The organism is Verrucomicrobiota bacterium (genome assembly GCA_016871535.1).
In the GTDB taxonomy this organism is placed as follows: domain Bacteria; phylum Verrucomicrobiota; class Verrucomicrobiia; order Limisphaerales; family SIBE01; genus VHCZ01.
Genome location: VHCZ01000051.1, coordinates 1 through 14,515, shown reverse-complemented (window position 1 = coordinate 14,515; position 14,515 = coordinate 1). Strand labels below are relative to the sequence as shown.

Here is a 14,515-nt window from a genome sequence, read left to right as displayed (position 1 = left end):
CAGTATTCAGTATTTCGCCTGTCCCTGATTACTGATCACTGATCACTCATCACCGGCTCACGGCCGGCGCTTTTTGCTGAAATGGCGCCATAAAACGCGGTCAGTTCATCCGCCCACACGATCACTTTTCCCCCATCGCCTGCCTCCGTCGCATCCGCCCGGATCGTCACGCCTCGGCCTACGAAAGTTTTCTGGGAGTTCTTCACGCTCCCGTTCCCCTCTCGATGAACCGTGAGGAAGGGCGAGTCCGTCCCGGCGAGCCGTTCGACAGGATATGGTGACGTTTGCTCTCGGCTCGCTGGGGACAGGCTCGCCCTACCGTCCGGTTCGTGGGAAGCCTCCTGTTCCTCACGAACCGTGAAACCCATCCCTTCCCCTCCCTGGAGGCGAAGGGGTGGGTTGGTTCATGGACGGGAGAACAGTTGCTGAAAACACCGCGGAACAGCAAAAGCACGTCAGACTACTCACCTTTCCGCCGCCTTCCAAAACCGGTTCAGGGTCGCGGAGATTTCTTCCGGGTCCCCCACCCCGTCCGGCTGCCACCAATCCGGCATTAATTCTCGGTATCGCCGCTCGGCAAATCGGATGTCGATCAGCAACACTACCCCGCGATCCGTCTCGGTACGGATCACCCGGCCCGCGGCCTGGCAGACCCGCGTCATTCCCGGAAAGACATACGCGTAATCGAATCCGGCGCCGTTCTTCGTGTCGAAATGGGCGCGAATCAAGTTGCGTTCCAGGCAAATCTGCGGGAGGCCCACCCCGACGATCACCGCGCCGATGAGCCGTTCGCCCGCCAAATCAATTCCTTCACCGAAAATCCCGCCCATGACCGCGAAACCCACCAGCGTTCGATCGTGGTCCGACCGGAAAGCCTGCAAGAAGGCTTCGCGCGCTTCCTCGGTCATGCCCGGAGCCTGCGCCAAAGTGGACACGCCCGGATACAACTCGACGAAGCTGCGCCGCACCTGATCGAGATACTGATACGAGGGGAAATATACCAGGTAGTTGCCCTGTCTGCCTTGCGTTACGGCGCCGATCGCGCGAGCCACCTCTTCCACAGTTGACCCGCGCCGTTTGAAGTCGGTGGCAATGGAATCCGCGATGAGCACGCGAAGGTTCTCGCGCGGGAAAGGCGACGCCAATCTTAGAACCGCGTCTTCGGCATCGCGACCGAAGGCGTCGCGGAAGTATTCGATGGGTGATAGAGTAGCCGAAAAGAAGATCGCAGCCCGTCCGCGCCGGGTCGCTTCCAGGAGGAAGGACGCCGGATCCAGGCAATAGAGCCTGAGGCGCGTGGTATCGCGCAGCCCTTCGACCAAGGTCACGTATCGTTCATCGAACAGGTCGAGCGTGCGCAAAAAGTCGGCGACTCGAAAGTAGAGCATCAGGAGTTCGTCGCGGAATGGCACCGGGGTGTTTTGGGCCAGCCATTCTTCCGCTTTGCTCAAGAAGGCTCGAAGCACTGGCGCGAATTCCGCGGGAGGTTCGGCGCGAGCGAACGACGACCGCTCGTCAACGTAGGGCAGGCTTCCAGCCTGCCCGCTGACAGACGAAAGACGAGGCAGGCGGGAAGCCTGCCCTACTCTTGGGCCTTGTTCTGAGGAGGACTCTGCTCGCAGCGTCGAAAACTGCTTTGCGATGTTAATCATCTGCCGGGCAAGCGATGGCAGATGCTTCTTCGTCGCTTTGCTGGCTTCCCGGAATTCTTTATCCCCAAGCTCGGACGAAAACATCTCGCGCGAGCGATCCACCAGATTGTGCGCCTCGTCGATGAGAAAAACGTAATCTCCACGCTCCTGATCGAAGAAGCGCCGCAAATAAACCTTGGGATCAAACACGTAATTGTAGTCGCAAATGATCGCATCCACCCAACGCGACACATCCGCGCACAACGCCGCGGGACAAACCTGATGTGCGCGCGCCAATTCCTCCAAGGCCGGCCTCGTCAACGTCGCCTGGCTGAGCGCGCTGCGGAGGGCCTTTTGGACCCGGTCGTAATAGCCGACTGCATAGGGGCAGGTCCGGACGTCGCAGGGGTGGCCGTTGTTGAAGCAGAGTTTTTCCCGCGCGGTAAACGTCAGCGTGCGGAGGCGCAAACCCGAGGCGCGCAAATCCGCGAATGCCTTTTCCGCCACCGTGCGGCCAACAGTTTTGGCGGTCAGGTAGAAGATTTTCGTGACCACGCCTTGCTCCAACGCCTTCACGGACGGAAACAAAACCGCAATCGTCTTCCCGATGCCTGTTGGCGCTTCGGCGAACAGATTGCCCCCCTCGGACAACACGCGGGCCGCCGCCGACATCAACGCCTCCTGACCCGCGCGGAATTGCGGGAAGGGAAAGGAGAGCGCGCGGATCGAGTCGTCGCGCAACTGCCACCACTGGATTTGTTCGCCGAGCCAGGCCGCATAGACGCGCGTGAGTTCATTGAAGAACGCGCTGAGTTCACCAGCGTCGAGTGATTGCCGGAACGGGGTCACGGTCTCGGAATCCAGGTCCAGATAAGTGAGCTGAACGTCGATCCGTTCCAGGCCCTGCTGCGTGAGGTAGATGAAGGCGTACGTCTTGGCCTGGGCCCAGTGCAGCGGGTCCGGCTCGCCAGACCAGCGCTGGCGCACGGTTTTGATTTCCTCAATCAACACCGAGTCCGACCCCGCGAGGATTCCATCGACGCGCCCGGAGATGTTCAGGACAAGCTCGGGGGTTTCGATCTGAAACGAAAGCGGAACTTCAGATTGATAGCCGGCGGGCCGCGAAGCTTGCAGCCGCTGGTGGCCGCGCGTCCCTTCCAACGCCCGGGTCGGGCCGAAAAAACCTCGGTCTGTTCCCAGGTCGCCGCACCGGAGAACAAACTCAACCAGCTCACGGACGGAGATGGACAGGGTGCGCTTCGGCATGGGACGGAGTTCAGAGTTCAAGGTTCAAAGTTTTGACCGAGATCAACTCGTCAGAGGTTTTCTTCTTGGCGGCAAATCTTGGGTTATCTTAGCTTTTCACGCGAACACACACAGTCTTTAACACTGAAATCTATCGAGTCGTGATGAAAAAATCTGTCCTCCTCGTTGTGCTCCTTCTCCTTTTTGCCCTCCCGGCCCAGGCCGCTAAAATCGCCTGGGTCAGTTTCCATTCCGCGGATGGAACGCCTTCAGGCGCCGCCGGCACCGCCGGCTCACCAAGGCCGCCGACGTCGAATACACCGATCTTCTCAAAGCCAAAGGCCATACGGTGACACGGATTGTCACGTCGGGAACGCCCAATCTCACTTTGCTCAACACGTTCGACCTCGTCATCATCAGCCGGTCCGTTCCAAGCGGGGATTACCAGGATCCTCCCGAGACCGCGGCGTGGCACAGCCTGGGCACGCCGACGATGATTTTGGGCGGCTACGTTTTGCGCGCGAGCCGCCTGGGATTCATGACGGGGAATAACATTCCCGACACCGCCGGGCCTGTGAGCCTGAATGTGACCAACCCGTCGCATCCGATCTTTCCGGGCATTGCGCTGGACGCGAACAAGACCATGGTCAACCTCTATGCCGACATCGTGGCCTTCAACGACATCTCCCAGCGGGGAATCTCGGTCATCACCGATCCGGTGGCGAGCGGTGGAACGGCTCTGGCCACGATTGGGACGGACGGAGACCCAGCGTTCGGAGGGACGGTGATCGCCGAATGGCGAGCTGGCGCGACGATGAGCAATGGCTCGGCGGACAAACTGGGCGGCAGCCGGTTGATTTTCCTCACCGGGAGTAGGGAGAATAGCGGGTTAACCTCCGAAGGCGCCGGCATCTTCGACCTGGCCGCGGACGGTCAAAAGCTGTTTCTCAATGCCGTCGCCTACGCGGCAACCCTGCCACGTTCGCAGACGACGCCGCCTCCAGTGCAGCCGCCGGCCCAGCCGCAAGCGGATCCGCGCGGCATTGCCTGGATCAGTTTTCATTCCGCCGACAACAGACCGTCCGGAGCCGCTGCCACCGCGGGCTTCACCAATGCGGTGGATGTCGCTTGCACCGATTTGCTGAAGAGGAACGGCTACTCCGTCACGCGCATCGTCACGTCCGGCACTCCGAATGCAACCCTGCTCAATGGCTTCGGGCTCGTCATCATCAGCCGTTCGGTGCCGAGTGCAGATTATCAAGATCCGCCCGAAACCGCGGCGTGGCACGGGATCAAAGCGCCGACCCTGATTCTGGGCGGCTACGTTCTTCGCGCCAACCGCATGGGCTTCGTCACGGGGAACAACATCCCCGACACCGTCGGGCCGGTGAACCTGAACGTGAATGACCCGGCTCACCCGATCTTCGCTGGCATCGCGCTCGACGCGAGTAAGACCATGGTCAATCCTTACGCCGACGTGGTGATGTACAACGATATCGTGCAGCGCGGCATTTCGGTGAACTCAGATCCGGTCTCGGAAGGAGGCGTCGTTCTGGCCACCATTGGAACTGTGGACGATCCCGCGTACGGCGGAACGGTCATCACCGAATGGAAAGCCGGCGCCGTCATGAGCAATGCCTCCGCAGACACCGTCGCCGGGAAACGCCTGGTCTTCCTCACCGGCAGCCGCGAGAACAGCGGCCTCACCGCGGAAGGCGCGGGCATTTACGATCTGCAGCCGGACGGCGCAAAAATGTTTCTGAACGCCGTGAAGTACCTGCTGGGCGCTCCACCCGCGCCCAGCTCCAAATTCGATCGCATTGTCCGAAACGCGAACGGTTCGCTCACGATTACCTGGTCTGGAGGCAGCACGCTGCAATCGACTCCCGCGCTCACCTCGACGGCCTGGACGCCTGTCGCAGGCGCGACGAGTCCTTACACAGTCACGTTTTCAGCCGCTACGGGTTTCTATCGCCTGGCCAGTCCATAGCAGGGCGGCACTGCTGCGCCGCGGCATCGACCGAAGACCGGCTGCGCGGCCCTACCCGGTTCCTGGGCAGCTTCCTTAGAGCCTGTCTGAAAATTCCGTGGGGTTCAGAGACCATGCTCGCCGCCCATGCACCGCAAACTGCGCGGACCGCAGCCTTTAGCCTGCTTCTGCGCACTCTCCGCAGTCGGGCGTTGAAGCGGCCTAAAGGCCACGCTCCGAAGAGGCGGTTCATAGGAAGCTTCAACGATTTTGCAGATCGCGCATCGGAGCCATGCACCGGCTCGGTCCGGGCGGACCGCAGCCTTTAGGCTGCTTCCGCGCACTCTCCGCATTTGAACGATGAAGCGGCCTAAAGGCCACGGTCCGGAGAATGGTTCATGGAAGCCGTGCCTGGTGCTCCGTCGTGGCCCCCGCCACCGCAGCGAGAATTGAGCGCGGGAACGGGTGGAATTGTCCAAACGAACGTTGACACCCAGATAGTGACTGTCTAGTGTAACCGCCGATTCAAACCACTTAAATTTGGAACATGTTACTGCGAATTAGCTTAGTCGTCGCGATTCTGGCGGGAGCGGGCGGTCTGTACGTGAGCCATTTCCAGGTCGCAGAAAAACTCCGGGGCCTCACCACCGAACTTGATGACACCAAGAAGGGGCTGATGGCGGCGCAAGGCACGGCGGCGAAAGCCTCCGCCGAAGCCAAGAAGGCGAAAGAGGAAGCTGACAAGGCGACGAAAGCCCTGGCCGAGTCCGAAAGCGCTCTCCAGGAAACCCGCAAGAACTACAACGAACAACGCGCCCGGGCCGATGGACTGTTCACGAAACTGACCGAGGCCACCAAATCTTTGAACGAAGCCCACACCGAACTCGCCCGCTGGCGCGCCCCGGGAGTCTCCGTTGATCAAATCGTGGATCTGCGCGACTCCGCAAACCGCGCGGCCAAAGAGCGCGACGCCTTCGCGGAAGAAAACAAGATTCTTCTCCGAAACTTGAACCAAACCAAGGCCGAGCTCGACAGCCTGGTGGGCACCAAACCCTACGAACCGCCGTTGCCTCCGGGATTGAAAGGAAAAATCCTGGCCGTCGATCCCAGATACGATTTCGTGGTTCTGGACATCGGGACAAAACAAGGCGTGATAGAAAAAGGGCAGATGCTGGTGAACCGCGATGGCAAGTTGGTGGGAAAAGTGCGCATCACCAAAGTGGAACCCAATCGCAGCATCGCCAATATCCTTCCGGAATGGAAGCAGGGCGACGTGCAGGAAGGCGACCAAGTTCTCTACTAACCTGACTTTGAAACCTAAACGGGTCAGTTTCGCGACGGTGCTACTGGCGATCGTGTTCGCTGCGGTCGCCGCCGGCTGCGCCAGCACTGATTCCGACCGCCTCTCCGAACGCCCCTGGAACGCTCCCCGAAACTGGGAACACGGAATTCCTCCTTCCATGATGGAAGGCCGCTAGACAGTCCCTCTGAAGCCGCTTTTACGGTTGTAACGATCCAACCTGGAAACGCTGGTTGGGAATAGCCGCAAAAATCACAGAGATCACAGAGAGAAGGAGGTGAAGGAGAATCGCCGCTCACGCTCCAGGTGAACAGGTCTAGTGTCGGATGAAATCTGAATCTCTTTGTGTTCTCTGCGTTCTCTGTGGCTAAGCAGAATTGTCCAGCTTCAGTGCCTTTTACTTTGCGTAGTCGATAAAGCGCGTTTCGCGCACGACCGTGATCCGGATTTGGCCCGGATAATGGAGTTCCTCTTCAATCTTCCGAGCCAGGCCGCGCGCCAAAGCGAAAGCCTGCTCGTCGTTCACCTGTTCGGGATGCACCACGACCCGCAGTTCGCGCCCGGCTTGCACGGCAAAACATCTGTCCACTCCCGGATAGGACAGGCCGATCTGCTCCAGATTCTCCAGGCGCTTGATGTAAGTCGCGACGGTTTCGGACCGCGCGCCGGGCCGGGAGGCGCTGATCGCATCGGCGGCGCTGACCAAGATGCCGAGCAGATTCTTGTGCGGAACTTCGTCATGGTGAGAAGCGACGCCATTGACCACATCTTCGGACTCGCCGTAGCGCCGCAGGAGGTCTGCGCCGACAATGGCGTGGGTGCCTTCGACTTCGTGATTGATCGCTTTGCCGATATCGTGCAGCAACCCGACGCGCTTGGCGGCAGCGACGTTCACGCCCAGCTCAGCCGCCATCAACCCCGTGATCTGCGCGACTTCGATGGAGTGATCGAGGATATTCTGCGAGAAACTGTATCGAAATCGGAGCCGGCCCAGCACCTTGACCACTTCCGCGTGCAAGGGAGCGAGACCGAGCTTGTAAACTGCCTCTTCGCCGGCGCGCACGATAGCCTCGTCGATTTCCTGGGAGACCTTCGCCACGACCTCCTCAATCCGGGTGGGATGAATGCGGCCATCGAGAATCAAGCGTTGCATCGCCTCGCGGGCAATCTCGCGCCGCACGGGATCGAACCCCGAAATCACCACTGCGTTCGGCGTGTCGTCAATCAGAACCGTGACGCCGGTCACAGCCTCGAAAGCCCGGATGTTCCGGCCCTCCCGGCCAATGATCCGGCCTTTGATGTCATCGCCCTGGAGCGTCACCGTCGCGGTCGTGGTTTCGAAGCTGTGGCTGCCCGCGTAACGCTGGATCGCGAGGCTGACGATGCGGCGGGCCTGCTCTTCGGCGCGGGACTTGGCGTTGTCCATTACGTGCCGGGCCAAGTCTGCCGCGTCCTTCAGACTCTCTTGCTCAACCTCTTTCAAGAGCATGGCGCGGGCATCCGCCTCGCTCAAATGGGAAAGCCGCTGCAATTGCTCTTTGCGCTGTTTGTCTTGTTCGAGGAGCTGCAAGTCACGCGCGTCGAGTTGAGCGGAACGTTTCTCGAGTTCCGTGACTTTTTCGCGGAGGTTTTTCTCCTGGCTGACCAATTCTTTCAGTTGCTCGTTGATCAGCGTTTCGCGCTGCGACAGGCGGGCTTGAACCTCGGTCAATTCGCGGCGCTGGGCCGCAAAAGCTTTCTCGGCTTGCTCGCGCAACTTGGCGGCCTCTTCGACGGCGGTGAGGCGGGATTCTCGGAGGATGGTCTCCGCTTCGCGCCGCGCATGTTCGAGGATTTCCTCCTTTTTGAGTGACATTTCCGCCTGGCGGGTCCTTTCCCGCCAGCGGAAAAACCAGTAGCCCAGGGAAGCGCCTCCCGCGAGAAGGGCGAGGCTTGCCAGCAAATTGTCGATGAAACCAGTCATTTCACAACCGCGCGCTGGCCAAACGTCCGCCAGCGCGTCGGCGTCAGGATGCAATCTAAACGCACGTCATGCGGTTCGACCGGAAGTTCCGCTGTGATTTGCTGATCAAACGCCACCCCGCATTTGATGGCCGGAACGCTTGCCAGCAACCGGTCGTAATAACCGTAACCGCGACCGATCCGTCGTCCACTGAGGTCAAATGCTACCCCGGGAACCAGCGCCAAGTCCAGTTGGTTTAATGCCAGGTCAGGCGCTTCGGCCGGCGGCTCCGGAATTCCGAACTTCCCGCGAGGCAGCGGCCGGTTGACCTCCAGGACTTGACGGACGACGTAACCGCCTTTCGCCGTGTCAAAACGAGGGAGCGCGATGAGTTTGTTTTCCGCAGTGGCTTCCGGCCACAGAAGGGACGTGTCCAGTTCATCGTCGAGCGGCGCGTAGAACAAGATCGCGCGGGCCCTTTGCCAGACCGGTTGTTGCTTCAAGAGCGCACAGGCGCGCGCCGACATCACCCGCCGATCCTGAGGCGGGAGGTGCCTCAACTCCGCCCGCACCTGAGCGCGAACATGCGCCTTTATGTCTTTCGCATCGGACATCGTAGTCCTCGTACCACCCCGCCACTCCACTACTCCAACGCTCCAACACTCCCATTACGCCTCTGTCCCCTTGGTTTGGGCAGAGCGCGCGCGCCATTTGGTCACTCGTTCCTTAATCGCCCGCTCCAATCCTTGCTCCGTCGGTTCGTAATAGTGTTTTGCGGCACCAAGATAATCCTGCGCGACAAAGTGCTCCGGATGGTCGTGGGAATACTGGTAGCCTTTCCCATGTCCCAGCCGCTGGGCGCCCGCATAGTGCGCATCGCGCAAGCGCTGCGGCACGGCCAGGGTTCGCCCCGTGCGGACGTCATCCAGCGCGGCGTCGATCGCCAGACTCGTGTTGCTCTTCTCCGCGGTCGCGATATAAAGCGCGGCTTCCGACAGAGGAATTCTCGCTTCGGGCCAGCCGATGAATTCCGCCGCTTGATGCGCGGCCACTGCCACGACCAATGCCATGGGGTCCGCCAACCCCACGTCTTCCGCGGCGCAAATGACGATCCGTCGCGCAATGAATCTCGGGTCTTCACCCGCGTGGATCATCTTGGCCAACCAATAAAGCGTCGCATCGGGATCGCTCCCGCGCATCGACTTGATGAATGCGGAAATCGTATCGTAATGCGCATCGCCATCGCCGTCATACACGACCGCCTTCTTCTGAATGCTCTGTTCGGCGACGGCCCTGTCGAGACGGACAATCCCCTCGGCGTCGGGCTGCGTGGTGAGCGCGGCAAGCTCGAGAGAATTCAGCGCTTTGCGGGCGTCACCGTCCGCGACTTTGGCCAGGTGCCGCAACCCTTCTTCCTGCGCTTCAATCCGCATATGCCCCAGGCCTCGTTCGGCGTCGGCCAGGGCGCGACGCAGCAATTCGAACAGTTCGGCTTCGCTGAGCGGCTGCAGCTCGAAAATCTGGGAACGCGAGACCAGCGGCGAATTGACGAAAAAGAACGGATTGTGCGTCGTCGCGCCGATCAGCCGCACCGTGCCGCTCTCCACGTCCGGCAACAACACATCCTGCTGCGCCTTGTTGAAGCGGTGAATCTCGTCGATGAACAGGATCGTCGGCAATCCTTTGTTCGCCAGCCGATTTGCGGCGGCCGCCAAAACCTTCCTCATCTCGGCGACGTTGGATTCCACGCCGCTGAGCCGCTCGAATTTGCTCCGCGTCTGATTGGCGATGATCTGGGCCAGCGTGGTTTTGCCAGTGCCGGGCGGTCCATACAGAATCACGGAATGCACCCGATCCGCCTCGATAGCGCGGCGCAGAAGTTGTCCGGGGCCGAGAATATGGGATTGGCCGACAAACTCTGCCAGGCTCCGAGGCCGCAGCCGCGCTGCCAGCGGCGCCTGGGATTTCTTTCCCGCGGGCGGCTCCGACGCCTGCGAAGCATCGGGCGAGGACAGCGATTGGAATAGATCGTCCGACGCCATGCGTGCAAGATAACATGGAAACGCGCCGGGACGGAAATTGAAACTGACCTGACGAAACCGAACCGTCGGTTGTCCCCCCTTGAAGCGCCCCAGACGTCTCAATAGAATTGTGCAATGAGTAATCCCACAGTTCACGATTGGCGGGGCGCGGCTCCTGCCGAGCCAATGACGTCGGCGAAAGGCTCGGCAAGAGTCCTCGCCCCACCTTAACTGAGGCAAATACGTCAATGAGAATTGCTGATCTCGCCTTGCTCGTCCTGTGGCTCGCCAACGCTGCGAGCGCGGCGGTCTCCAGCGTGCGGCTCAACCCGCCGGCCTATTCGTCATCCCGCACCCTATTCGAGCGCGTCTCGGCGGAGGAATCCGGCATCGATCTGGTCCAAAGGTTTCCCGCAAACCCCACGCTCGAAATGCTGGAAGACCAGCGTTCCGGCGCCGGGGTATGCATTGGAGACTACGACCTGGACGGACACCCGGATGTTTACATAACGAACTATGACCAGGGCAATCGCCTCTATCGCAACCTCGGAAAGTGGCGATTTGAGGATGTCACTGACAAAGCGCGTGTTTCGGGCGAAGGCCGCTGGTGCGGCGGCGCAACGTTCGCCGACGTGGACAACGACGGCGACCTCGACTTGTACGTCTGCGTGTTCGGCGCGGCCAATCTGCTTTATGTCAATCAGGGCGATGGAACCTTTCGCGAAGAAGCAAAAGCCTTCGGTCTCGATTTCGCCGGCGCCAGCGTCATGGCGGCATTTGGAGATTACGACCGAGACGGTTTGCTGGACGCGTATCTGGTGACGGGCCGGCTCACGTTGGAAAGAAACCACCGGGTTCCCAGTTCGAGCCGCGAAGCGTTCAAGCGCGGCGCCATTGAATTGACTCCGGATGGGAAGATCCGCGTCAGCCCGGCTTATCGCGAATGGTTCGCCGTCATCAGCAAAGGCGAAGGCCGCTCTGAACTGATCATCGCGGGTCAGGCGGATTATTTGTTCCGGAATTCGGCCGCGCGGAAGTTCACCAACGTCAACGAAGCCGCAGGGATTGCCGGCCACCACATCGGGCTGGCGGCGATTTGGTGGGACTACAATGAAGACGGATTTCCCGATCTCTACGTCAGCAACGACTACAAAGGGCCGGACCAGTTCTATCGGAACAACGGCAATGGAACCTTTGCGGAGATCACCATCAACGCGCTGCCCGCCGTTCCCTGGTCCTCGATGGGGAGCGACATCGCGGACCTCAACAACGATCAGCGCCTCGAGCTTTTCGCCACGGATATGTCCGGTTCCAGCCACGCGCGCCGCCTGCTGAATTACACCGAACCGCAGAAGGATCGCTGGTTTCTGCTGCGCGCGAACCCGCCGCAGTACCGGCGCAACATGCTCTTCGTCAACACCGGCACGGACCGCTTCCTCGAACTCGCCTATCTCGCCGGCCTGGAGAGCACCGATTGGACGTGGTCGCCGAAATTTGGCGACCTCGACAACGATGGTTGGACGGACCTTTTCATTGCCAATGGCATGTCGCGCGACTTTATCAATCGTGAACAAGGGAATGATCTCGCGGGCAACTCCGCCTGGATTCGCGCGCCCGTCTGGCGAGAGGCAAATTTCGCGTTTCGCAATCGGGGTGACTTTCGATTCGAGAATGTCGGGGCAGCCTGGGGGCTGGATCAAGTCTCTGCCAGTTACGGAGCGGCCTTGGGAGATCTGGACCGGGACGGCGACCTGGATCTGGTGGTGAATAATTTCGATGAGCCGGTTTCCGTTTTCCGCAACACGGGAACAAATGGTCATCGCCTCTTGATCCGGCTTAAAGGCGCGGCGAGTAATTCGTGGGGCATCGGCGCGACCGTGAAGGCGGAGACTCCAAGCGGCGTCCAGACGCACTATCTGACGCTCGCGCGCGGCTTCATGTCCGCGAATGAACCGCTCGTCCATTTCGGACTGGGACCTCATGCTTCCGTCGCGAAGCTGCGCATTGCCTGGCCCAGCGGGCGAGAGCAGGCGTTCGAGAACTTGGAGGCCGACCGGCTCTACGTTGTTACAGAACCAAACGAGGCGCCCCAAAGAACAAGCCCGCCAGGCCAGCCCCCGCTCTTCTCCGCAACTCAGTTGGGACCAGGCGCCGGGCACCGGGAAAGCGAGTTCGACGATTTCGCCCGGCAACCGTTGCTCCCGTATCGGCTGTCTCGGCTCGGACCGGGTGTGGCGTGCGCCGACGTGGATGGCGACGGTGACGACGACTTTTATTTGGGCGGCGCAGCCGGCCAGAGCGGGATGTTGTTCTTGCACCAGCCGGGCGGGGAGTTTCGGCTCTCGCCTCAGCCCGCCTTCGAGAGCGACGCGGGGTGCGAAGATATGGGAGCCTTGTTCTTCGACGCCGATGGCAACGGCACGCAGGATCTCTACGCCGTCTCCGGCGGTGTCGAAGGCGAACCGGGCGATTCCAAGTTTCGCGATCGCCTTTACCTCAACGATGGCCAAGGAAGATTTCGCAAAGCCGACGATCGCCTGCCGGATTTCCGCGACTCCGGCAGTTGCGTCGTGGCGGCCGATTTTGATCGGGACGGCGACCTCGACTTGTTTGTGGGCAGCCGATCGGTGCCCGGCAAATACCCGGCTTTCCCCGTGAATCATCTGCTGCGCAATGAAGGAGGCCGTTTTGCCGATGTCACCGATACACTGGCCGCCGCATTGAGAAAAACCGGAATGGTCACCAGCGCGTTGTGGTCCGACGCGGATGACGATGGCTGGGTCGATTTGCTGATCGCGCAGGATTGGGGGCCGGTCAGTTTCCTTATCAATCGGCACGGCCGGTTGGAGGACCAGACGCGCGAGGCCGGCCTCGATTCGTTGAGGGGTTGGTGGAACGGCATCGCAGGCGGTGACGTCAACGGCGACGGACACATTGATTACGTCGTGACCAATCTTGGCCTGAACACTCAATACCGCGCCAGCACGCAGCAGCCGGCGCTGTTGCTGGCCGGCGAATTCGGAATACCGGGCCAAACGCAGTTGATCGAAGCAACCTGGGAAGGGCCACGCGCCGCTCCCGTCGTGGGCCGGAATCTGTTGGCCCGCGCCCTGCCCCATTTGTTGGAACGCTATCCAACCATCCCGTCATTTGGCACGGCCACCGTTTCCGATCTCGCGCCTCCGGAGGCGCTCCGCAAGGCAGCGCGCTTGGAAGCGACGACGCTTGAATCCGGCGTTTTGATCAACAACGGCAAAGGGCGTTTTGATTTTCATCCGCTGCCCCGGCTGGCGCAGGCCGCCCCTTCGTATGGCGTGACGCTCGTTGACGTGGACGGCGACGGCAAACTCGATTTGTATTTGGCGCAGAATTTCCTTTCCACGCAGCCGGAGACCGGCCGCATGAACGGCGGCCTGAGTTTGTTACTCCGCGGCACCGGGAACGGCACCTTCGCTCCGGTGTGGCCAAAGGAAAGCGGCCTGATCGTTCCGGGCGATGGGAAGGGATTGGCCGTCACTGACCTGAACCAAGATGGGTGGCCGGACTTCATTGTCGGCATTAACAATGGGCCGGCGCTGGCTTTCACGAACCGCGGTTCGCCCGAGAACCGTTTCCTGACCGTGCGCCTTCGAGGACGCCCTGGAAATCCGACCGCTGTTGGCAGCCGGGGGACGATCCGTTTTGACGATTCTTCAACTCAGACGGCGGAGATGCATGCGGGAAGCGGCTACCTTTCCCAATCCACCCCAACGCTCACTTTCGGCCTGACCGGCGCGAACAACGCAAAGGCGATTGAAATCGTCTGGCCTGATGGCCACAAAACCATTAGCCCCATTGCCCCCGGACAAAGGGCCGCCGAGTTCAAGCAGCCAAGCACCAGCCGCCTGCCCGGTGATTAGCTCAGGCCCCAAAAGCAATTTCCGATGATTCAGTTGGGACTGGGGAGCACACGCGCCCTCGTGTGTGCTCCGACCGGCGCCCTCGCCGGTCGGAACCTCGGAGAAGCCGTCTCCTCAAGTGATCGTCTTTTCGGACCGAAGAAGTGTGGTCGGCGGGGGCGCCGACCACAGCACGCGAGGGCGCGTGCGGTCCCCATGAGGTCTGATGCACGACGCGCATGATTACGCGAGAGCAAACCCACGCGCCATGGTACGAAAGGAGTAAAGGAGTAGCCGCATTCGCCATCCGTAAGCCCACAGTTAACGACGGTTGGAGCGACGCTCCGGCGGAGCTTTTCTTCAATGGCATGGGCCCGGCAGTCGCCCCACCTCAACTACCTTAGTGGTCCGTTTCGTAAATACGCTCACGTTCGTTGCGCCCAATTTGGCCTGGGGCAAGGCGCGACGAGCGAGCATCCCCCGCCAGTGGGGCTGTGACCGAGGAGCAACGCAGCCCCAGGCAAAATTC

Annotated in this window: 8 protein-coding genes; 3 read left to right on the top strand and 5 right to left on the bottom strand. The window is 60.8% G+C overall.

Going from position 1 to position 14,515, the window contains the following annotated elements; genetic code table 11:
* Window positions 1-35: 35 nt before the first annotated feature.
* Together FJ398_09230 and FJ398_09225 are read right to left on the bottom strand one after the other, a co-directional pair.
* Window positions 36-368, bottom strand: a complete 333-nt coding sequence (locus tag FJ398_09230) for a hypothetical protein (protein ID MBM3838132.1) — start codon at window positions 366-368, stop codon at window positions 36-38.
* A 96-nt stretch (window positions 369-464) separates the two neighbouring features.
* Window positions 465-2,897, bottom strand: coding sequence for an ATP-dependent DNA helicase (locus tag FJ398_09225; protein MBM3838131.1), 2,433 nt, complete (start codon window positions 2,895-2,897; stop codon window positions 465-467).
* 328 nt (window positions 2,898-3,225) lie between these two features.
* Between FJ398_09225 and FJ398_09220 the strand changes: the two genes are divergently transcribed.
* Together FJ398_09220 and FJ398_09215 are read left to right on the top strand one after the other, a co-directional pair.
* On the top strand, window positions 3,226-4,866 hold the full coding sequence (locus FJ398_09220) for a hypothetical protein (protein ID MBM3838130.1): 1,641 nt from the start codon (window positions 3,226-3,228) through the stop codon (window positions 4,864-4,866).
* Window positions 4,867-5,392: 526 nt separating this feature from the next.
* The gene (locus FJ398_09215; GenBank protein MBM3838129.1) at window positions 5,393-6,148 is read left to right on the top strand and encodes a hypothetical protein; all 756 of its coding nucleotides are present in this window, start codon (window positions 5,393-5,395) and stop codon (window positions 6,146-6,148) included.
* 394 nt (window positions 6,149-6,542) lie between these two features.
* Here FJ398_09215 and rny read toward each other — a convergent pair whose 3' ends face one another.
* From rny to FJ398_09200, 3 genes are read right to left on the bottom strand one after another with little or no spacing between them, the layout of a single operon-like run.
* The gene (gene rny, locus FJ398_09210) at window positions 6,543-8,108 is read right to left on the bottom strand and encodes a ribonuclease Y (protein ID MBM3838128.1); all 1,566 of its coding nucleotides are present in this window, start codon (window positions 8,106-8,108) and stop codon (window positions 6,543-6,545) included.
* Window positions 8,105-8,701 (bottom strand): 5-formyltetrahydrofolate cyclo-ligase, encoded by a 597-nt coding sequence (locus FJ398_09205; protein MBM3838127.1) that lies wholly within the window; start codon window positions 8,699-8,701, stop codon window positions 8,105-8,107. Before FJ398_09205 ends, rny begins: the two co-directional genes overlap by 4 nt.
* A gap of 54 nt (window positions 8,702-8,755) precedes the next feature.
* On the bottom strand, window positions 8,756-10,129 hold the full coding sequence (locus FJ398_09200; protein ID MBM3838126.1) for a replication-associated recombination protein A: 1,374 nt from the start codon (window positions 10,127-10,129) through the stop codon (window positions 8,756-8,758).
* Between the two features lie 227 nt (window positions 10,130-10,356).
* On the opposite strand from FJ398_09200, the gene FJ398_09195 reads away from it, so the two are divergent.
* Window positions 10,357-14,007, top strand: coding sequence for an RNA-binding protein (locus tag FJ398_09195; protein MBM3838125.1), 3,651 nt, complete (start codon window positions 10,357-10,359; stop codon window positions 14,005-14,007).
* Window positions 14,008-14,515: the final 508 nt, after the last annotated feature.

Coding starts and splice junctions, on each gene's coding strand:
- FJ398_09215 (MBM3838129.1), top strand. CDS start 5,393: ATGTTACTGCGAATTAGCTTAGTCGTCGCGATTCTGGCGGGAGCGGGC.
- FJ398_09230 (MBM3838132.1), bottom strand. CDS start 368: ATGGGTTTCACGGTTCGTGAGGAACAGGAGGCTTCCCACGAACCGGAC.
- rny (MBM3838128.1), bottom strand. CDS start 8,108: ATGACTGGTTTCATCGACAATTTGCTGGCAAGCCTCGCCCTTCTCGCG.
- FJ398_09225 (MBM3838131.1), bottom strand. CDS start 2,897: ATGCCGAAGCGCACCCTGTCCATCTCCGTCCGTGAGCTGGTTGAGTTT.
- FJ398_09200 (MBM3838126.1), bottom strand. CDS start 10,129: ATGGCGTCGGACGATCTATTCCAATCGCTGTCCTCGCCCGATGCTTCG.
- FJ398_09195 (MBM3838125.1), top strand. CDS start 10,357: ATGAGAATTGCTGATCTCGCCTTGCTCGTCCTGTGGCTCGCCAACGCT.
- FJ398_09205 (MBM3838127.1), bottom strand. CDS start 8,701: ATGTCCGATGCGAAAGACATAAAGGCGCATGTTCGCGCTCAGGTGCGG.